Below are 20,396 nucleotides of genomic sequence, written 5' to 3' on the forward strand. Positions count from 1 at the left end.
GGTTGCGCGGCTTTTTCTGGCCCTAAACCCTTTAATCGATTGATAATCAAAGGTTAAACAATGAAAAAAACAGCCCCGGAATATACGCCTGTTGATTTATCTCGTTGGGCCAGGAAGGAGCATTTTGAAGTATTCCAGTCATTTGCTGAGTGTACAATTAACCAAACGGTTCTGATCGACATCACCGCGCTGCGAAAACATATCAAAAAAGTCGGCTGGAAGTTTTATCCGACGATTATTTTCCTCCTCTCTAAAATCATGAACCGGCATCCGGAATTCCGTATGGCCGTGAAGGACAATGAGCTTGTCATATGGAATGAAATTCATCCCAGCTATACCATTTTCCACCCTGAAACAGAGACCTTTTCTTCATTGTGGAGTCACTTCGACGGCAATATTCAGCACTTCCAGAACACCTATGCAGAAGATGTTGCGCGCTATGGCAATAACCTTTCTTACTGGCCGAAAGAAGAGTCCCGGGAAAATGTCTTTTTCGTATCGTCTATTCCCTGGGTAACGTTTACGAACTTTACGATGAACATTGCGCACATGAAGAACTTCTTTTCTCCTATGTTCACGTTTGGAAAATACTACGAACAGGATGAGAAAGTGCTGTTGCCGCTCGCGGTGCAGGTCCATCACTCGGTGTGCGATGGTTTCCATGTGGCAAGGATGTTTAATGAGTTGCAGGAGATGTGTGATGGTTTGCCGGAGCTGTCGGAGGGATTAAATGGCTGATACGCCGAAGGCGGTTTTAAAAGATGGTGCGATAATAGGAACAAAAAACACGCCTAACAGATTGTTTTAAAACAAAAAATAAAAAGAGGCATAATAAAATGCCCCCTAAAGTGCCCCCCATCATTGCTACCATCAGCCGAAAGCACAACAACAATTCCTAGCACATCACTCTTCATCCTCACGTGGAACACTTTCAACATTCTCTACTGTGGCACGATTCATAATTGCCATACTGTAGGATGCAAAAACTTTGAATGTTGTTTTAGCTGTCCAAAGTACCACTATCGATTCTAAGAGATACAAAATACTGACAATAATCAAGCAATAATAAAATATATCAATCTTATTTTGATATATTACAGCGATGGAAAGAAGATAATTTATTATCATTATTACGAACAAGACTAATAAGCTTATCACCGAGCATATAGATATATCATAAAACGCGGCTTCCTCATCCTCAGATGTAATTTCTTTAACTTTATTACTTTTAAGCTTTTTGATTGACTTAGGGAATATAAGAGCAATCCAAGCACCGCTTATTGCAAAAATAATTGATGCAATATTGATTAGAGTGCTATTAAGATCCGTAACTTTCAATGTCCCATCAAACAAAGCCTTTTTAATACTGTCTTCATAAATATATGCTCCTACCCCTATCGCTGCTGCGATAATGATAAAAACTATTAGTGGAATGACAACCACCATTTTCCCTTTAGTCATTTTTCGCCTCTACATTCAAGACTGCGCCGAAACCTTAATTTCCGAAACGGCATCAGATGTTTTATCCAACTTAACTTCATCTATTTTTTTACATGATAATTTGATGAAGCTATCAATATAATTTTGATTGCTCAATGCCATTATAATATCATTAGCATCATAAGGCCATGTTATAATACTATTAACACCATTCAAAGCAGCCTCTAAAACAACCTTCTCTTTTGCATAACTATTTTGAAGGTTTACAGTCTCAACGCCTTTTTCCTTTTGCACAAGGAAATTAACATTGCCCACATCATATGTGCCTTTAATATTATCAATGTATTTTTTAATCTGCGCTTCATTATCAAAAGCAACATCAACTTCCATCTTCACTACTGATTCCAAGGTAGTTTTATCTTTTTGGGAGGTGAATAATTTTATTATTGGTTTTAAGTTAACTAAAGATTGCGAAGAATTAGTGCTAACAGTTATTTTTTCTTTCGTAATGATTTTAGTGATATTTTTATAATTCAAAATCAGATCTTTTTCCACCGAAGCATTTATGTACCTCTTGCAATCAAGTGAAAAATAACAATAATTTGTATCGGATTTTTTTACTTTATAGCCACCGCTAAACTTCCCATTGGCACCCAATACATGATCAGAAAATGCTGAGAAATTATGCATGAAATCTCTTATGTACTGAAGAAGGATGCCAGATTCTGAAGACGAGCCTTTAAAATCTAAAGTTACCAACATCCTTTCTTTTGAAGCTATGTAAAAATACGCTGGAACACCCGGAATCATCGTTTTTCCTACACGTGTGCGGGAAACGGATTTCTTATCTCCTACATTGCCATTATACGGAAGTGAAAGGACATTATTTTTATTCCCACTTACTCCAATCCATAAAATCACTATGTAATCATCATTAAACTTTTTGATATCATAGCAATACACTTCCCTAGTCCCATGAGAAGAAACTCTGCTATTCTTAAAAGTTTTTCTATTTAAGAATTTAATCATTGGATCTAGGAATTTATCTATATCAGACAACCTTACTTTATTCTCTTTATAATCAGAAAATGCAAACTTCGTGAAATCATATAATTTCAAGGTACATGCTTCTAATTTCATTCTGCCCTCCCAGATTCTGGTATAAAATTATTTTTTATTCTTCATGGCTTAGTCGCAGTATAATTAAACCTTATAATCAGCTAAATCATATGCACTATGGCAATCTTCCACATCGCCTTACACTCAACAATTTACAGCTCAAAACGCGAAAAATCTATCCATATTAAGTCGTCGTTGACGTAGTTCAAAGTGAGATTAGATAAACATCACATAATCACATGAACGACCAAAATCGCACTACACCGCACCCGCCTGCGGTTTTCAGATCACAAAAATTTTTCAGTTGGGATTTTTTACAAATGATAGCGCCAGACCGCGCCACAACTGGGGATATACAGCGAGCAGGGAACTGAAAAGAGTGAAAAGAATTTCAGGTTTTTCAGTTTAGCTTTACTCCAACATCTTCATCAATTGAGTTAAGATATTGATAGTAAAGAGATATAAAATTTTAAGTGAGATTTTTTATGTTAACTAACGGTACACTTAAAAGTTAACAAACTGATTCTTATATACATTTTTTCTTAAGCAGCTGAAATTTAATGAACCGAAGCCAGGAAAATTTTAGTTACTCCCGGCGAACCGTTCACTGGCTCTCTTTGGCTGCCAGTAGAAGTTCTAATGCTTTTTGTCGCTCGTCCGGTGGCAGGGCATCCATTAGCTCTTTAATCCGTCCCTGGCCGCGCAAAGCGTGGGATTAATCGTGTGTGAATTGAGGATGGTGCCGATAATAGGAGTCGAACCTACGACCTTCGCATTACGAATGCGCTGCTCTACCAACTGAGCTATATCGGCCCTGAGAGGCCGGTTACGAGCGTAACCACGGGGCAAAAGGTTAGATCTATCCGGGTGATGCGTCAATGCCCTTTTGAATCAAACGGCTATTTTTGCATCACCCGTGATTATTTACGCACGAATCGTATCGTCACCGAAGCCGATCCACTTGTACGTGGTCAACGCTTCCAGCCCCATCGGACCGCGCGCGTGCAGTTTCTGCGTGCTGACCGCCACCTCAGCGCCGAGGCCGAACTGGCCGCCGTCGGTGAAGCGGGTGGAGGCATTCACATATACTGCTGAAGAATCCACTTCGTTCACGAAGCGATCGGCATTGCGCAGGGTGCGCGTCAGGATCGCGTCAGAATGCTGCGTGCCGTGTTCACGAATGTGCGCAATGGCGTCGTCGAGATCGGCAACGATTTTCACGTTTAGATCCAGTGACAGGAACTCGTCGTCGTACTGCTCCGCTTTTACGGGAACAACGTTAGCCGGACCATCCTGAAGCAGTGCGAGCGCATTGGCGTCAGCATGCATCGTCACGCCGCTCTCTGCCATCTGTTTGCTCAGGGCCGGCAGGAAGCTGTTCGCAATACCCTGATGCACCAGCAGCGTTTCTACGGTGTTACAGGTGCTTGGACGCTGGGTTTTCGCGTTAACGATTATCTTCAGCGCCGGTTCAATCTCCGCGCTGTCGTCGACCACGATATGGCACACGCCGATACCGCCGGTGATCACCGCAATCGTCGACTGCTCGCGGCACAGCTTGTGCAGGCCCGCGCCACCGCGTGGGATCAGCATGTCGATGTATTTGTCCATGCGCAGCATTTCGTTGACCAGCGCGCGGTCCGGGCTCTCGATCGCCTGTACGGCCCCCGCCGGTAAGCCACACTCTTCCAGAGCCTGCTGAATGACTTTCACCGTGGCGGCGTTGGTGCGCCAGGTCTCTTTCCCACCGCGCAGAATAGCGGCGTTACCGGTTTTCAGGCACAGGGAGGCAACATCAACCGTCACGTTTGGACGAGCTTCATAAATAACGCCGATGACGCCGAGCGGCACGCGGCGGCGCTCCAGGCGTAAACCGCTGTCGAGCAGCCCGCCGTCGATCACCTGCCCTACCGGGTCGGCCAGATTGCAGACCTGACGCACATCGTCGGCGATGCCTTTCAGGCGTGCCGGCGTCAGCGCCAGACGGTCGAGCATCGCTTCGCTCAAGCCGTTGCGACGCGCTTCCAGTAAATCCTGCTCGTTGGCGAGCAAAATCTCCTGAGACTGGGACTCCAGATAATCAGCGATTTTTTCCAGCACGCGGTTTTTCTCGCGGCTGGAAAGGAGCGCCAGTTTGTAAGAGGCAGCCTTCGCGGCAGCGCCCATTTGTTCCAGCATGTTCTGGCTCCTTAACGAATAATCATGTCATCGCGATGCACGGCAACCGGGCCATATTCATAGCCCAGAATGGCGTCGATCTGCTGCGAGTGGTGACCCGCGATGCGGCGCAGCGCGTCGCTGTTGTAACGGCTTACGCCGTGGGCGATGTCGCGGCCTTCGAGGTTACGGATACGGATCACTTCACCACGGGAGAAGTTACCTGTCACGCTTTTAATTCCTTTAGGAAGTAATGAACTTCCTCGTTCCAGAATCGCGGCGGTTGCCCCTTCATCGACGACGAGTTCACCAGCAGGAGGCGCGCCAAATATCCAGCGTTTGCGGTTTTCCAGCGGGGATTCCTGGGCGTGGAAGCGGGTGCCGACGGAGATGCCTTCCATTACGTCGCCAATCACGCCGGGGCGGCTGCCCGCTGCAATGATGGTGTCGATACCGGCGCGGCATGCGACGTCAGCGGCCTGCAGCTTGGTCCCCATACCGCCCGTTCCGAGGCCTGAAACGCTGTCACCGGCGATAGCGCGCAGCGCATCGTCGATGCCTTGAACGTCGGTAATCAGCTCGGCTTCCGGATTCGAGCGCGGGTCGGCGGTGAACAGCCCCTGCTGATCGGTCAGAAGCAGTAATTTATCGGCACCGGCCAGAATCGCGGCCAGCGCCGAGAGGTTATCGTTATCACCCACTTTGATTTCAGCGGTAGCAACGGCATCGTTCTCGTTAATGACCGGAACAATGTTGTTGTCCAGCAGCGCGCGCAGGGTATCGCGGGCGTTCAGGAAGCGCTCTCTGTCTTCCATATCCGCACGCGTCAGCAGCATTTGCCCGACGTGAATACCATAGATGGAGAACAGCTGTTCCCAGAGTTGAATGAGTCGGCTTTGCCCCACGGCGGCCAGCAGCTGTTTGGAAGCGATCGTCGCGGGGAGTTCGGGGTAACCCAGGTGTTCACGCCCGGCGGCAATCGCCCCGGAGGTCACAATCACAATACGATGCCCTGCGGCATGTAGCTGAGCGCACTGACGTACAAGCTCAACAATGTGGGCGCGATTTAGGCGGCGCGATCCGCCTGTTAAAACACTGGTACCGAGTTTTACCACCAGCGTCTGGCTGTCACTCATGATTCTCTGCCGTTCAACGATAAGGGAAAGTAATGTCGAACGAACGTTTTAACAGGAGTCAGCCCCGTTGCCAACTGCCTTAGCACATCGCGAAACACTTTGTTGCGCGGGATCAGGAAGCCTAGCGGGAAATTTTGACAATTTTATTACCGAAATAATAAATCACAGTTTTTTAAAATTATTCTTAGTTTGTCATAAAAGTTTCATTCCAGAACGATAAAACCCTTCCTGTTTTTTCACGGGACTTAAGCATGAGCTTATCGTCCAGCGAATTTTTTAGCGCGTTTATAAGACAGGATCGAAAATGAAAAAGAGCACTCTGGCATTAATGGTTATGGGCGTAGTGGCTTCTGCATCCGTTCACGCAGCTGAAGTTTATAATAAAGATGGTAATAAACTGGACGTGTACGGCAAAGTGAAAGCCATGCACTACATCAGTGATGATGCCACCAAAGATGGCGATCAGACTTACGTTCGTTTCGGTTTTAAAGGCGAGACGCAGATTAACGATCAGCTGACGGGCTATGGCCGTTGGGAATCTGAATTTGCAGGTAACAAAGCCGAGAGCGACTCTACTCAGAAAACGCGTCTGGCGTTTGCGGGCCTGAAGCTGAAAAACTTTGGTTCACTGGATTACGGTCGTAACCTGGGTGCCCTGTATGACGTCGAAGCATGGACCGATATGTTCCCTGAGTTCGGCGGCGACTCTTCCGCGCAGACCGATAACTTCATGACCAAGCGCGCTACCGGCCTGGCCACCTACCGTAACACCGATTTCTTCGGCGCGGTTGACGGTCTGGACATGACGCTGCAGTACCAGGGCAAAAACGAAAACCGTGACGCCAAAAAACAGAACGGTGACGGTTTTGGTACCTCTCTGACCTATGACTTCGGCGGCAGCGATTTCGCCGTCAGCGGCGCCTACACCAACTCTGACCGCACCAATGCTCAGAACCTGCTGGCGCGTGGCCAGGGTCAGAAAGCAGAAGCCTGGGCAACCGGTCTGAAATATGATGCGAACGATATTTATCTGGCTGCAATGTATTCTGAAACCCGCAATATGACGCCAATTTCCGGCGGGTTTGCAAATAAAGCGCAGAACTTTGAAGTTGTCGCACAATATCAGTTCGACTTTGGTCTGCGCCCGTCCCTGGGCTATGTCCAGTCTAAAGGCAAAGATATCGAAGGTATTGGCGACGAAGATCTGGTGAAATATATTGACGTTGGCGCGACCTATTACTTCAACAAAAATATGTCCACCTTTGTTGATTATAAAATCAACCAGATTGACGACAAAAATAAACTGGGCGTGAGCAGCGATGACATCGTTGCTGTAGGTATGACCTACCAGTTCTGATGATGTGAAATAAAAAAACCGGCTTGATGCCGGTTTTTTTATTGTCGGGGATTCATGCGGTCTGGTGCCCTCTCCCACGGTGAGAGGGAGAATTTGTAGGCCGAGTAAGGCGAAGCCGCCACCCGGCGCTGTGACACCATCAGGCAGTCAGCTTCACCGCTTCGCTGGAAAAGTCATCCGCAGGTTCGAACTTGAGATCCAGGGTAGCCAGCAGTGCACGTGCCTTATCGTGAAACTCTTTTAGCGTATATTCCAGGCGGTCAATCACTTCCTGATCTTTAATCGTTGTGGCCTGCCAGTTGCCGTCTTTATTAAACAGGCCAAACTGGTAGCTATACGTAAAGCGTTTTTCCTCTGCTTCCATTTCCATCCACCAGCCCCAGAATTCACGTTTTTCGGGTGCAGGCTTCACGTTGACGCATACAGCCAGGCAGTCGAAAAAAAAGCGATTCTCTTCACACTGCTCTTCTCGAATATACGGGCCGAGAGCCATAAACTTCTTAATCAGTCTACTTTTCGGGTGTCCACTCGGTAACGTCATTGCGATCTCCTTTTGTGAAGCCACTGTTTTACCAAATCAGCGAAATTTAGCAATCTATTAACACAATCTCTGAGCGATCCAGCGCGTAATCTCTTTCAGTGATTTGTCGAAATTCTGATAGACCGGGCTGAACGGCACCTCAAGCAATTTGCCATCCGCAGATGACGAAGTGATTAATCGCGACTCTTCTTCCGGGCTGAACGGATCGTTTTTCCAGAACCCTGACAGCATTGGTGTTGGGCAGCGACGTCCCAGCAACCCCTGCGTTTTTAACGAGTAACGATTGAGCTCAACGCGCAGCGCTTCGTCTGATGCATCATGCATGCCAAGACGGCTGGCCAGCACATCAAGGTACATTTCAGGTACGCTCCCCTGGCGTGCAGGATCGCTGAGCAGAGCGTGTACGACCGGGCCGAGGCAGGCGACAGCTTTCAGACGAGAAGATTCAAGATAAGCCAGACGCACCGCGACGTTCGCGCCGAAACGGAAGCCGAATGCCGCCACGCGGGTGTGGTCAACCCACGGAATGTTTTCCAGCGCTTTTAGCGCATGCTGGTGCAGCAGGCTGGAATCCTGAGTCAGTTTCCATTTGGATGAGAAACCAATTGAAGGCATATCAAGCGTCAGCATCGCGATCCCTTTTGGTGCGAAGTAACGCTCATACAGGCTGTAATAATCAATTTGCAGCGAATCCAGCCCGCCGCACATGAGGACGGTCGGGAACGGACCTTCACCTTCAGGCATATGCAGGAATCCGGTAACGGACGCGCCCCCTGAAATGGTGAACTCAAGTTCACGCATCCGGCCCGGCAGGCGTTGAGCCGCCTCCTGATAGGCGCGATTCGCCAGCGCCTGAGCCTGCTCCGCCAGTTCATCCCCTTTTAAATGGGGGTAAGCGGCAATGCCGTAAAGATTAGCGGCGTGCAGCCAGTGCTTGCCGCTGCGCGTGGCATCCTCTTCCTGGCTGGCTTTTTGCTGCCAGAGCATCGCCTGTTTAGACCACTCGTAGATCCAGTTTCCGCCACGGTAGCCCACCACCGTATCGTAGAGTTCGCTGTCGGTACGTTCGGCTTCACTCATCACGATACGTGCCTGCACATCGAGGATTTCACGGGGGTCAATACCGCGCCAGATCCACATCAGGCGGTTAATCATGCGATACCAGTGAGGCACGTTTTTACCGTCTAACGCGGACTGGACGGCAGGCTGGGTACCCGGATTGAAGCGACGCACCAGCGTCGACGTTTCAGGGTGTTTGAAACGGGGTTTGAAGAGAGTCTCGGTGAGATTCGCCTGCGTCATTGCGTTGCCTCCATGAATACGTCGTATAGAGACTATTGTAACGCGTGGCAGGCCAAAAAGAACAACGCCCGACATAGCCGGGCGTGTAAAGTTACGTACTGGTATTAACGGCCTGAAATAGGCGGTACGAAGACCACGCCCATATCCCATGGCTGTTCAATCCAGGTGTCCTGCGGGATATCAATCACGTAATCGTCTACCAGCGGGCGGCCAGCAGGCTTCGCGAAGATAGTGACGAAATGTGCTTTCGGATACATTTCGCGGATAGCAACCGCAGTACCGCCGGTATCCACCAGGTCATCAATAACGATGAAACCTTCGCCGTCGCCTTCCGCACGTTTCAGCACGGTCAGCTCGCGCTGGTTGTCATGGTCATAGCTGGAGATGCAAACGGTATCGACATGACGAATACCCAGCTCACGTGCCAGCAGCGCCCCCGGTACCAGACCGCCACGGCTGACGGCAATAATGCCTTTCCACTGTTCGGAAGGCATCAGACGCGCAGCCAGTTTGCGTGCGTGAATCTGCAACATGTCCCAGGTGACGACGTATTTTTCGCTCATGTGAAGTGTCCCAGCCTGTTTTTATACGGCTTAAAAAGTGTTCGAGGGGGAAATAGGTTGCGCGAGATTATAGAGATCTGACGCACTAAAAACCAGTGTTTAGCGCCCTCTGCCTGAGTTTTTACATGCTTTATGCTACCGGCCAGCAGAGAAAGTGGTATTCTCAGTTTCATCTCGCAAGCCTGACTTGTGGTAACTATTAACCTGCTAACCCTGTGACCTGCAACCCTGTTTGCAGCGCCTCGACAAGGAGACTTATCGTGTCTGAACTGTCTCAATTATCTCCGCAGCCGCTGTGGGATATTTTTGCGAAAATCTGCTCCATTCCACACCCTTCCTACCATGAAGAACAGCTTGCCGAACATATTATGGGCTGGGCGAAGGAAAAAGGTCTGCATGCTGAACGTGACCAGGTTGGCAACATTCTGATCCGCAAACCGGCTACCGCAGGCATGGAAAACCGCAAACCGGTTGTGCTGCAGGCGCACCTGGACATGGTGCCACAGAAGAACAACGACACCGTTCACGACTTCACCAAAGACCCGATTCAACCGTACATCGACGGCGACTGGGTGAAAGCACGCGGCACCACGCTGGGCGCGGATAACGGCATCGGTATGGCCTCTGCGCTGGCCGTGCTGGCCGACGACAGCGTTGAACACGGTCCGCTGGAAGTGCTGCTGACCATGACCGAAGAAGCGGGCATGGACGGCGCGTTCGGTCTGCAGGCGAACTGGCTGCAGGCGGACATCCTGATCAACACCGACTCTGAAGAAGAAGGCGAGATCTACATGGGCTGCGCGGGCGGGATTGATTTCATCTCTACCCTGCCGCTGAAGCGCGAAGCGATTCCTGCGGGCTTCCAGACCTTCAAGCTGACGCTGAAAGGGCTGAAAGGCGGCCACTCCGGCGGTGATATTCACCTGGGTCTGGGTAACGCCAACAAACTGCTGGCGCGCTTCCTGGCAGGCCATGCGGCCGAGCTGGATCTGCGTCTGGTAGACTTCAACGGCGGTACACTGCGTAACGCGATTCCGCGCGAAGCGTTCGCCACCGTAGCGGTTCCAGCGGCAAAAGCGGACGAGCTGAAAAAACTCTCCACCATATACCTGGATATCCTGAAGAACGAACTGTCGGCGAAAGAGAAAAACCTGACCGTGGTGCTGGAATCTGTTTCTACAGATAAAGCCGCGCTGACCGCGCAGTCTCGTGACACCTTCGTTCAGCTGCTGAACGCGACGCCAAACGGCGTGATCCGCAACTCTGACGTGGCGAAAGGCGTGGTGGAAACCTCACTGAACGTGGGCGTGGTGACCATGAGCGACGACAGCGCGGAAATCATCTGCCTGATCCGCTCCCTTATCGACAGCGGTAAAGAGTACGTGGTGAGCATGCTGGAATCTCTGGGCACGCTGGCGGGCGCAAAAACGTCTGCCAAAGGCAGCTACCCGGGCTGGCAGCCGGATGCAAGTTCTCCGGTGATGGCGCTGGTGCGTGAAACCTATCAGCGTCTGTTCAACAGCACGCCGAACATTCAGGTGATCCACGCCGGTCTGGAATGTGGTCTGTTCAAGAAACCGTATCCGGACATGGACATGGTATCCATCGGGCCAACCATTACCGGTCCGCACTCGCCGGATGAGCAGGTTCATATCGAAAGCGTCGGTCACTACTGGACGCTGCTGACTGAGCTGCTGAAAGCGATCCCAGTTAAGTAATACCCTTACCCCAGCCCTCTCCCACAGGGAGAGGGTGAAAAACGTAGGTCCGGTAAGCGTAGCGCCACCGGGCTTTTTTACAACCCCAGAACCAGCTGGCGCTCTAGCTGCGGATCCAGCAGCGTAACGTGCAATCCCACCAGCCTCACCCCTCGCCCGCCACGGCGCTCTTCCCATGCCTTTTTCGCCGTCGCGATAAGGTCGTCTTTATTCAGACGCGGCCAGACGTGTTCCTGCGTGGTCTGCTGGAAGTCATTGAATTTTAATTTGATACCCTGGCGGGCAATCAGCAGGTCCGGCTTCACCTTGCTTAAGCGTCGTTCCAGCTCAGGGTAAAGCTGTTCCGTGATAATGGTTTCGCATTCGGACCAGTCATGAATATCTTCAATGAGGGTGCGCTCAACGCCGACGGATTTCCGCAGCCGCTCGCTGTTCACATCGCGATCGTCAATTCCCTGGCTGCGCTCCCACAGCACGCGGCCAAACTTTCCAAAGCGCTTGAGCAGCATGGCGAGATCGCTTCGCTGCACGTCTTCGCAGGTCCGTAGCCCCATGCTTTCCAGCTTTGCGGCGGAGACTTTTCCCACGCCGGGGATTTTGCCGAGCGGCAGCGTTTTCAAAAACGCCGGCACCTCGTCAGGCGTGATGACGTATTGACCGTTGGGCTTATTTAAATCGGAGGCGATTTTGGCGAGGAATTTAACGGGCGCGACGCCCGCCGATGCCGTCAGATTCAGCTCGTTGAAAATAGTCTGGCGGATCTCCTGCGCCATCAGCGTGGCGGAGCCGTGGCAGTGCACGCTGTCGGTCACATCCAGATAGGCTTCGTCCAGCGACAGCGGCTCTATCAGAGAGGTATAGCGGGAGAAGATTTCCCGAATATGGAGGGAAGCCTCTTTATAGGCTTCAAACCGGCCGGGCAGAAGCGTGAGATGAGGGCAAAGCTTTAAGGCCATCGCCGTTGGCATCGCGCTGCGCACGCCAAATTTGCGCGCAGGATAGTTGGCGGTGCTGATGACACCACGCTGAACGCGGCTGCCGCCAATGGCGATGGGAATATCCCGCAGCGCCGGGTTGTCACGCATCTCCACTGCGGCAAAAAAGCAGTCCATATCGACATGGATTATTTTGCGCATAGTAAGCCCTCACTCATCACTGGATAAGTATACAGTAAACAAATAAGGGTTGAGAAGCAGATGTGAGAACGCCGGGTGGCGGCTTTGCCTTACCCGGCCTACAAAAAAATTAAATAATGCGCTGCTGCTCGCGGGCCATCCTTTTCTTCCGCGCATCGCACGGTTCCGGGCAGTCGCAGACCTTTTCCATCCCAATAGAGGAAATACCGCCGCAGCTGCCCTGAATGCTTTTCCGCTTAACGATCCAGCCTAACGACATGCCGAAGATGACAAGCACAAACACCACAAAGGTTGCCAGAAACGTCAGCATCATCAGCCTCCAAAGTCATCGAGCATGATGTTCTCATCTTCGACACCGAGATCTTTCAGCATCTTAATCACGGCGGCGTTCATCATCGGCGGACCACACATATAGAACTCGCAGTCCTCAGGCGCCGGGTGCTGTTTGAGGTAGTTTTCATACAGCACGTTGTGGATGAACCCCGTATAGCCCGTCCAGTTATCTTCCGGCTGCGGATCGGAAAGCGCCACATGGAAGGTAAAGTTCGGGTTTTCACGCGCCAGCTGTTCAAACTCATCTTCATAGAACATCTCGCGCAGCGAGCGCGCCCCGTACCAGAAGCTGATCTTACGCTGGCTCCCCAGCCGCTTGAGCTGGTCAAAGATGTGCGAGCGCATCGGGGCCATACCGGCACCGCCGCCGATAAAGACCATTTCCGCATCGGTATCTTTCGCGAAGAACTCCCCGAACGGGCCGGAGATCGTCACCTTATCACCAGGCTTCAGGGACCAGATGTATGACGACATGACGCCCGGCGGCGCGTCCGGCACATTCGGTGGCGGCGTGGCGATACGCACGTTGAGCATGATGATGCCCTTCTCTTCCGGGTAGTTGGCCATCGAGTAGGCGCGCAGCGTCGGCTCTTTCACCTCAGATACAAAGCGGAAGAGATTGAATTTGTCCCAGTCGGCGCGGTACTCATGCGGCACGTCAAAGTCCGCATAGGCCACAGCGTGCTCCGGGCACTCAATCTGAATGTATCCTCCGGCGCGGAACGGGACATGCTCGCCTTCCGGCACCCGCAGCTTCAGCTCTTTAATAAAGGTGGCTTTGTTATCATTAGAGATAACCTCGCACTCCCATTTTTTGACGCCGAAGATCTCTTCCGGCAGCTCAATCTTCATGTTCTGGCGCACCGCGACCTGGCAGGCCAGACGACAGCCCTCTTTTGCCTCACGCTTTGTGATATGCGCCAGTTCGGTTGGCAGAATATCGCCGCCGCCCTCTTTTACCGTCACGCGGCACTGCCCGCAGGAACCGCCGCCGCCGCAGGCTGAGGAGACAAAAATGCCGTTACCGGAGAGCGTGTTGAGCAGCTTGTCTCCCGCCGGCGTGCGGATCTGATTCTGCGGCTCGTCGTTAATATCAATGACCACGTCGCCGGAATTCACCAGCTTCGCGCGCGCCGCCAGAATAAGCCCTGACAGCACCAGTACAATCAGCGTGAACATCACCACGCCAAGGATAATTTCCATCTGTTTGCCCTTATAGCTGCACACCGGAGAAGGACATAAAGCCCAGCGCCATCAGCCCGGTGGTGATAAAGGTGATCCCCAGGCCACGCAGACCCGCAGGCACGTTGGCATATTTCATTTTCTCGCGGATCCCCGCCATGGTGACAATCGCCAGCATCCAGCCGATGCCGGAACCAAAACCGTACACCACGGATTCGCTGAAGTTGTAATCACGCTGAACCATAAACGAAACGCCACCGAAGATGGCGCAGTTCACCGCGATCAGCGGCAGGAAGATCCCCAGCGCGTTGTAGAGCGACGGGAAATACTTATCGAGGATCATCTCGAGGATTTGCACCAGCGCCGCGATCACCCCGATAAAGGTGATGAAGTTCAGGAAGCTGAGATCAACCCCTTCCACCAGCGCGCCGTCCCGCAGCACAAAGTTGTACACCAGATTGTTGATCGGTACAGATAGGCCGAGCACCACGGTAACCGCGATACCGAGACCAAATGCCGTCGACACTTTTTTGGAAACCGCAAGGAACGTACACATGCCGAGGAAAAACGCGAGCGCCATGTTTTCAACAAACACCGCCCGCACAAACAAACTCAGGTAATGAGCCATCGTCGGTTACTCCTTTTCCTGCTGTTCTGGCTTCAGCGTACGAATCAGCCAGATCAACAAACCGATAATGAAAAATGCGCTAGGGGCCAGCAGGAACAGGCCGTTTGGCAGATACCAGCCGCCGTTCTGCACCGTGTCCAGCACCGTGATGCCAAACAGCTTGCCGCTGCCAATCAGCTCGCGCAGGAACCCAACGGTCAGCAGGATCACGCCGTAGCCCAGGCCGTTGCCGATGCCGTCCATAAAGCTCGCCAGCGGCGGCATTTTCATGGCGTAGGCTTCCGCACGCCCCATGACGATACAGTTGGTGATAATCAGCCCGACAAACACCGAGAGCTGTTTGGAGGTTTCGTAGGCGAAGGCGCGCAGCAGCTGATCGACCACGATCACCAGCGAGGCGATGATCGCCATCTGCACGATGATCCTCACGCTGTTGGGGATGTGGTGGCGGATCATCGAGATAAACATGCTGGAGAACGCCGTGACCAGCGTGACCGCCAGCGTCATCACGACTGCCGTTTCCAGCTTGGTCGTCACCGCCAGAGCAGAACAGACACCCAGCACCTGGAGCGTGATCGGGTTATTGGCTAACAGTGGGCCAATGAGCACCTTTTTAACTTCTTTCAGTTCACCGGTATCAGCCATTGTTCAGCGCTCCTTCACGTACGTTTTTCAGGAAAGGACCAAAGCCCAGCTCGCCCATCCAGAAATCAAAACTGTGCTGCACGCCTTTTGAGGTGAGCGTAGCGCCGGAAAGCCCGTCAACGGCGTAGTCGTCACCGGGACGTGCCGCCCCTTTCATCACCTTCAGCGCAGGCAGGCCGTTATCGTCGAGCACTTTTTTGCCGACAAACTGTGCCCGCCAGTTAGGGTTTTCAACTTCGCCACCCAGCCCCGGCGTTTCACCCTGGTCGTAATACGTAATGCCTTTGACCGTGCGCCCATCGGTATCAAGGGCCACAAACGCGTACATCATTGACCACAGACCGTTACCGTAAACAGGCAGTACCACTTCCTGAATGCGTTTTTGGGGATCGCGAACCAGATAGATTTCGGCCAGGTTGCTGCGACGCTTAATCCCGGCGGGATCTTGCGATGCCTCCAGCGTCAGGCTCATCTGCGGATCTTTAAGCGCCAGCGCCTGGTTGAATTTTGCCGGGTCTTTATCCAGCAGTTCACCCGTTTTTAAATCCACCAGACGCGCCGAAATACGTTCAGCAAAGACGGCCGAAACCTCGTCCGCGCTCATTCCTTCCTGCATCAGCCCGGCGACGGCCAGGATGTTGCGCTGTTTATCCAGCGCACGTTGCTCCTGCTGCAGGGGTTTTAACCCCACGGCAGAGCCGGCCACGACAATAGAACAGACCAGACAGAGCACCAGCACCACCAGCAGCGTTTTGCTGATGCTGTCGTTATTTTTAACCTCAGCCACGCGCCTTCCTCCGCTTGATATTGGCCCGCACCACCAGGTAATCGAAGAGCGGCGCAAACAGGTTGGCAAACAGAATGGCCAACATCATCCCTTCCGGATACGCCGGGTTGACCACGCGGATCAGGACACACATCGCGCCAATGAGCACGCCATAGCTCCATTTACCTTTGTCTGTAAACGAGGCAGAGACGGGGTCCGTCGCCATGAACATCATGCCGAACGCGAAGCCACCCAGCACCAGATGCCAGTACCAGGGCATGGAGAACATCGGATTGGTGGTCGAACCGATAACGTTGAACAGGGTGGCGGTCAGCACCATGCCGATCATCACGCCCGCAACGATCCGCCAGGAGGCCACGCGACCAAAAAGAATGATCGCGCCGCCAAGCAAAATCATCAGCGTAGAGACTTCTCCGATGGAGCCCGGAATGTTGCCAATAAAGGCATCAAACCAGGTGACTGGCTGACCCGTCGCGTTGTTAACCAGCGTTTCGCCGCCGTGTGCCGCCCACTGTGAAAGCGGCGTCGCGCCGGAAAAACCGTCTGCCGCCGTCCACACCAGGTCGCCCGAGATTTGCGCCGGATAAGCAAAGAACAGAAACGCGCGTCCCGCCAGCGCCGGGTTGAGGAAGTTCCGCCCGGTGCCGCCGAAGATCTCTTTGGCAATCACCACGCCGAAGCTGATGCCAAGCGCCGCCTGCCAGAGCGGTAGCGTCGGGGGAACAATCAGGGCAAACAGAATAGAGGTCACGAAGAAGCCTTCGTTGATCTCATGTTTACGGATGATGGCAAACAGCACTTCCCAGAAGCCGCCCACGACAAATACCGTGATGTAAATCGGCAGGAAGAACACCGCGCCCAGCGTCATCATGCTCAGCCAGCCCGCGTCTGCGGTGAAGCTTACCCCTAACGACTGGGCCAGACGGTAGTGCCAGTCGGCCTGGATCACCTGCGCCAGCTGCTGTGCATCGTACATGTGGTGCAGCGCCGGAATGGTCTGCAGGCCGACGTTGTACATTCCCCAGAACATCGCAGGGAAGACCGCAAACCACACCAGGATCATCATGCGTTTCAGGTCGATAGCATCGCGAACGTGCGCCGCCCCTTTCGTCACCAGCCCCGGCGTGTAGAAAATGGTCGTCGTTGCTTCATACAGCGGGTAGTACTTTTTGAGCTTTCCTTCGGTAAAGTGCGGCTCAATTTTTTCAAAGAGGTGTTTTAAGCCCATCGGTTATCCTTCCTGCTCAATGCGGGTTAACACCTCGCGCAATACCGGTCCATACTCATATTTGCCCGGACAGACATAGGTACAGAGCGCCAGATCTTCCTCGTCAAGCTCCAGACAGCCCAGAGCCTGCGCGCCGTCGGTATCGCCAGCAAGCAGATCGCGCAGCAGCACGGTGGGCAGAATATCCAGCGGCATGACGCGCTCGTAGTTGCCAATCGGGACCATGGCGCGCTCGCCGCCGTGCGTGCTGGTTGAGAAGCTAAACAGCTTATTACGCAGGAAGTGGCCCAGCGTGGTTCGGGTGACGGAGTATTTTTCTGCGCCTGGAAGAACCCAGCCAAACAGCTCTTTTTCACGCCCTTCCTGCACAATGCTGACCTGCAAATGGAAGCGTCCCAGGTACGCGTGCGCATTGGCCGCATGGCGACCGCTGAGGACCGAGCCGGAAATCAGGCGGTTTTCGCCCTCTTTCGTTTCCCCCACCAGCAGTTCATTGATGTCGGCACCCAGCAGCGTCTTCACCAGGCGCGGATTTGCAGCCTGCGGTCCGCCGATGGCGATTATCCGTTCAGCGCAGAGCTCACCCGTAGTAAAGAGCTTACCGATGGCGATGACGTCCTGATAGTTAAGGTGCCAGACCTGTTTCGTCAGGCTGACTGGCTCAAGGAAATGGATGTGCGTCCCGACCAGCCCCGCCGGATGCGGGCCAGAAAATTCATTAAACGTGACCTGCCCCAGCGGATGCCCGCCAGGCTTGCCGCCGCCAGCCTGGCAAACGTGCACTTTTCCGGGCGTGAGGCGGGTTAGAATAGTGAGTCCTGCATCAAAAGCTTTTCGCTGCGCCAGGATAACCGGTTCCGGGTCCACGCTGAGCGGGTTGGTGTCGATGGCCGTGACGAAAATCGCGGCAGGCTCCGTGCCCGGAACAGGGGTTTTGCTGAAGGGACGCGTACGAAGCGCGGTCCATAAACCGGATGCCAGGAGCTGATCCTGAACGGCGTCACGGTTCAGCGACGCGAGTTCTGCGGTGTCGTAATGGGCAAACTCACGCTTTTCATCGCCCTCAATGCGGATAACCACCGACTGCAGAACGCGCCGTTCGCCACGGTTGATGGCCACAACGGTGCCGCTCGCGGGGGCTGTGAACATCACGCCGGGATTTTTTTTGTCCTCAAAGAGCGTCTGTCCTTTGATAACGCGATCGCCCTCCTGTACCAGCATTGAAGGACGCATACCCAGGTAGTCTTCGCCCAAAATGGCGACATGACGGACACTTTCGCCTGTCGAAACGTGCTGCGCTGGCACGCCTGCAATCGGCAGATCAAGTCCTTTTTTAATTTTAAACATGTGGTTAGCAGGTTTCCATGAACAACAATCCAGTGGGCGCGAAGTGTAGCATTTTCCCCTTCACGCGGGCAGGGAATCCGCCGTCGCGCGCGCCAAATTGCGAGCTAATGCGCAAAGTTCCTGGAGCCATCGCAATTTTGATGGTTTATAAAGTAAAACTAATTTGTAAACTCACCGCCCGGCTCTTGCGAAAATCTATAGCGGTGCTAATGTGAGCGCTCCTAACAGAATAATCTGATTTCGGGTCTCTTTTGCCGTCCTGGCAAGTTGGTCATGGTTTTATCAAGGAACTAGTAGTATGCGTAAAATCGCATTGTTCATTGCGATGCTTCTGATGCCGTGCATGTCGTTTGCCGGACTGCTCAGCAGTAATAGCTCAACGACGCCGGTCAGCAAGGAATATAAACAGCAGTTAATGGGATCGCCGGTTTATATTCAGATCTTTAAGGAAGAGCGCACTCTCGATCTGTTTGTCAAAATGGGCGAGACATATCAGCTGCTTGATAGTTACAAAATTTGTAACTACTCCGGCGGACTGGGGCCAAAACAGCGTCAGGGCGACTTCAAAAGTCCGGAAGGGTTCTACAACGTTCAGCGCAGCCAGCTCAAGCCTGACAGCCGCTTCTATAAAGCCATTAACATCGGCTTCCCGAATGCCTATGACCGTGCACACGGTTATGAAGGTAAATATCTGATGATCCATGGTGCCTGCGTGTCTATCGGCTGTTATGCGATGACCGACTCCGGCATTGATGAGATTTTCCAGTTCGTGACGGGCGCGCTGGTCTTTGGGCAGCCTAACGTACAGGTCAGCATCTATCCGTTCCGCATGACGGACGCCAACATGACGCGTCACAAGTACTCATACTACGCGGATTTCTGGAAACAGCTGAAGCCGGGTTACGACTACTTTGAGCAGACCCACAAGCCGCCAGTGGTCTCTATCGTCGATGGCCGTTACGTGGTCAGCAAACCGCTGAGCCACGAAGTCGTCCATCCACAGCTGGCGTCAAATTACACGGTCCCCGAGACAAAATAGCACCCACTCGCCTGGCATAATCTTTTGCCAGGTTTCGTTGCCCGTCAGCGGCTGCGTTGCGATAACAGTGACCACATCGTTCGGTGTGGTCTCCTTCTGAAAGTCTATCTCCACATCCTGATCGAGCAGCGTCGCAACGCCAAACGGCGCACGGCGGGTGATCCAGAACAGATTCGTCGAGCAGAACGCCATCACATAGCGGCCATCAGAGAGCAGCATGTTGAACACGCCTTTTTCACGCAGTTCAGATGCCAGCGTCGCGATGTATTTGAACACGGCAGTCATGTTGCCGGGCGTGCGGGGATAGCGCTCCGTCAGCTTGTGCAGCAGCCAGCAGAAGGCTTTTTCGCTGTCCGTCTCCCCGACCGGGCGGAAATTGCCCGTCTCCAGCGACTTATAGCCCGTGAGCTGCCCGTTGTGTGCATAGGTCCAGTTACGGCCCCACAGCTCGCGGGTAAACGGATGGGTATTTTCCAGCGCCACTTCGCCACGGTTAGCCTGACGGATGTGGGCGATCACCGAGCGGGACTTGATGGGATAGTCCTGCACCAGTTTGGCAATCGGTGAGTTAAAGCTGGGCTGTGGATCTTTGAACGTGCGACACCCTTTGCCTTCGTAAAAGGTGATGCCCCAGCCGTCTTTATGCGGCCCGGTTCCTCCACCGCGCTGAACCAGCCCGGTGAAGCTAAAACAGATATCGGTTGGCACATTGGCGCTCATCCCGAGCAGTTCGCACAT

Annotated in this window: 20 protein-coding genes and 1 tRNA gene; 4 read left to right on the top strand and 17 right to left on the bottom strand. The window is 52.6% G+C overall.

The window, feature by feature from the left end:
- Positions 1-60 precede the first annotated feature (60 nt).
- Positions 61-738 (top strand): type A chloramphenicol O-acetyltransferase, encoded by a 678-nt coding sequence (gene catA / locus ACWKXN_RS13375; RefSeq protein ID WP_454543900.1) that lies wholly within the window; start codon positions 61-63, stop codon positions 736-738.
- A 165-nt stretch (positions 739-903) separates the two neighbouring features.
- Here catA and ACWKXN_RS13380 read toward each other — a convergent pair whose 3' ends face one another.
- The 5 genes from ACWKXN_RS13380 to proB form a co-directional block, all read right to left on the bottom strand.
- Positions 904-1,461, bottom strand: a complete 558-nt coding sequence (locus tag ACWKXN_RS13380) for a hypothetical protein (protein WP_454543901.1) — start codon at positions 1,459-1,461, stop codon at positions 904-906.
- Positions 1,462-1,476: 15 nt separating this feature from the next.
- Complete coding sequence (locus ACWKXN_RS13385) at positions 1,477-2,580, bottom strand: hypothetical protein (protein ID WP_454543902.1); 1,104 nt, start codon at positions 2,578-2,580, stop codon at positions 1,477-1,479.
- A gap of 716 nt (positions 2,581-3,296) precedes the next feature.
- Positions 3,297-3,372: transfer RNA gene (locus ACWKXN_RS13390), tRNA-Thr, on the bottom strand.
- A 111-nt stretch (positions 3,373-3,483) separates the two neighbouring features.
- Positions 3,484-4,737 (bottom strand): glutamate-5-semialdehyde dehydrogenase, encoded by a 1,254-nt coding sequence (gene proA / locus ACWKXN_RS13395; protein ID WP_454543903.1) that lies wholly within the window; start codon positions 4,735-4,737, stop codon positions 3,484-3,486.
- Positions 4,738-4,748: 11 nt separating this feature from the next.
- The gene (gene proB / locus ACWKXN_RS13400; RefSeq protein WP_023310508.1) at positions 4,749-5,852 is read right to left on the bottom strand and encodes a glutamate 5-kinase; all 1,104 of its coding nucleotides are present in this window, start codon (positions 5,850-5,852) and stop codon (positions 4,749-4,751) included.
- A gap of 304 nt (positions 5,853-6,156) precedes the next feature.
- Here proB and phoE point away from each other — a divergent pair, with 304 nt between their 5' ends.
- The gene (phoE, locus tag ACWKXN_RS13405) at positions 6,157-7,209 is read left to right on the top strand and encodes a phosphoporin PhoE (RefSeq protein WP_033144705.1); all 1,053 of its coding nucleotides are present in this window, start codon (positions 6,157-6,159) and stop codon (positions 7,207-7,209) included.
- Between the two features lie 139 nt (positions 7,210-7,348).
- Here phoE and crl read toward each other — a convergent pair whose 3' ends face one another.
- From crl to gpt, 3 genes are all read right to left on the bottom strand, one after another.
- Positions 7,349-7,750, bottom strand: coding sequence for a sigma factor-binding protein Crl (gene crl / locus ACWKXN_RS13410; protein WP_023310506.1), 402 nt, complete (start codon positions 7,748-7,750; stop codon positions 7,349-7,351).
- 57 nt (positions 7,751-7,807) lie between these two features.
- Positions 7,808-9,052 (bottom strand): esterase FrsA, encoded by a 1,245-nt coding sequence (gene frsA / locus ACWKXN_RS13415; RefSeq protein WP_039263866.1) that lies wholly within the window; start codon positions 9,050-9,052, stop codon positions 7,808-7,810.
- 104 nt (positions 9,053-9,156) lie between these two features.
- Positions 9,157-9,615 (bottom strand): xanthine phosphoribosyltransferase, encoded by a 459-nt coding sequence (gpt, locus tag ACWKXN_RS13420; protein ID WP_010427903.1) that lies wholly within the window; start codon positions 9,613-9,615, stop codon positions 9,157-9,159.
- A 260-nt stretch (positions 9,616-9,875) separates the two neighbouring features.
- Between gpt and pepD the strand changes: the two genes are divergently transcribed.
- A complete protein-coding gene (gene pepD, locus ACWKXN_RS13425; protein ID WP_214579376.1) occupies positions 9,876-11,333 on the top strand; it encodes a cytosol nonspecific dipeptidase in 1,458 nt (485 codons plus the stop codon).
- A 77-nt stretch (positions 11,334-11,410) separates the two neighbouring features.
- Here pepD and dinB read toward each other — a convergent pair whose 3' ends face one another.
- The 8 genes from dinB to ACWKXN_RS13465 all read right to left on the bottom strand — a co-directional run bounded on the left by dinB (position 11,411) and on the right by ACWKXN_RS13465 (position 18,619).
- Complete coding sequence (dinB, locus tag ACWKXN_RS13430) at positions 11,411-12,469, bottom strand: DNA polymerase IV (RefSeq protein WP_023334616.1); 1,059 nt, start codon at positions 12,467-12,469, stop codon at positions 11,411-11,413.
- Between the two features lie 109 nt (positions 12,470-12,578).
- Entirely contained in the window at positions 12,579-12,782 is a 204-nt protein-coding gene (gene nqrM, locus ACWKXN_RS13435) for a (Na+)-NQR maturation NqrM (RefSeq protein WP_023615899.1), read from the bottom strand.
- Entirely contained in the window at positions 12,782-14,005 is a 1,224-nt protein-coding gene (gene nqrF / locus ACWKXN_RS13440) for an NADH:ubiquinone reductase (Na(+)-transporting) subunit F (RefSeq protein ID WP_048979301.1), read from the bottom strand. The genes nqrM and nqrF overlap by 1 nt, the downstream gene beginning before the upstream one ends.
- Before the next feature lie 10 nt (positions 14,006-14,015).
- Positions 14,016-14,612, bottom strand: coding sequence for an NADH:ubiquinone reductase (Na(+)-transporting) subunit E (gene nqrE, locus ACWKXN_RS13445; RefSeq protein WP_008500255.1), 597 nt, complete (start codon positions 14,610-14,612; stop codon positions 14,016-14,018).
- A gap of 6 nt (positions 14,613-14,618) precedes the next feature.
- Entirely contained in the window at positions 14,619-15,257 is a 639-nt protein-coding gene (locus ACWKXN_RS13450; protein WP_014882676.1) for an NADH:ubiquinone reductase (Na(+)-transporting) subunit D, read from the bottom strand.
- The gene (locus tag ACWKXN_RS13455) at positions 15,250-16,044 is read right to left on the bottom strand and encodes a Na(+)-translocating NADH-quinone reductase subunit C (protein ID WP_048976533.1); all 795 of its coding nucleotides are present in this window, start codon (positions 16,042-16,044) and stop codon (positions 15,250-15,252) included. The genes ACWKXN_RS13450 and ACWKXN_RS13455 overlap by 8 nt, the downstream gene beginning before the upstream one ends.
- Positions 16,037-17,272 (bottom strand): NADH:ubiquinone reductase (Na(+)-transporting) subunit B, encoded by a 1,236-nt coding sequence (locus ACWKXN_RS13460; RefSeq protein WP_048976534.1) that lies wholly within the window; start codon positions 17,270-17,272, stop codon positions 16,037-16,039. Before ACWKXN_RS13460 ends, ACWKXN_RS13455 begins: the two co-directional genes overlap by 8 nt.
- Positions 17,273-17,275: 3 nt before the next feature.
- Entirely contained in the window at positions 17,276-18,619 is a 1,344-nt protein-coding gene (locus ACWKXN_RS13465; RefSeq protein ID WP_454543904.1) for a Na(+)-translocating NADH-quinone reductase subunit A, read from the bottom strand.
- A gap of 298 nt (positions 18,620-18,917) precedes the next feature.
- On the opposite strand from ACWKXN_RS13465, the gene dpaA reads away from it, so the two are divergent.
- Entirely contained in the window at positions 18,918-19,658 is a 741-nt protein-coding gene (gene dpaA, locus ACWKXN_RS13470) for a peptidoglycan meso-diaminopimelic acid protein amidase (protein WP_033144698.1), read from the top strand.
- Here the strand turns inward: dpaA and ACWKXN_RS13475 are convergent.
- Positions 19,629-20,396 (bottom strand): class II glutamine amidotransferase, encoded by a 768-nt coding sequence (locus tag ACWKXN_RS13475; protein WP_023310496.1) that lies wholly within the window; start codon positions 20,394-20,396, stop codon positions 19,629-19,631. The genes dpaA and ACWKXN_RS13475 overlap by 30 nt on opposite strands.

The sequence above is a fragment of the Enterobacter sp. UPMP2060 genome, from assembly GCF_053709655.1.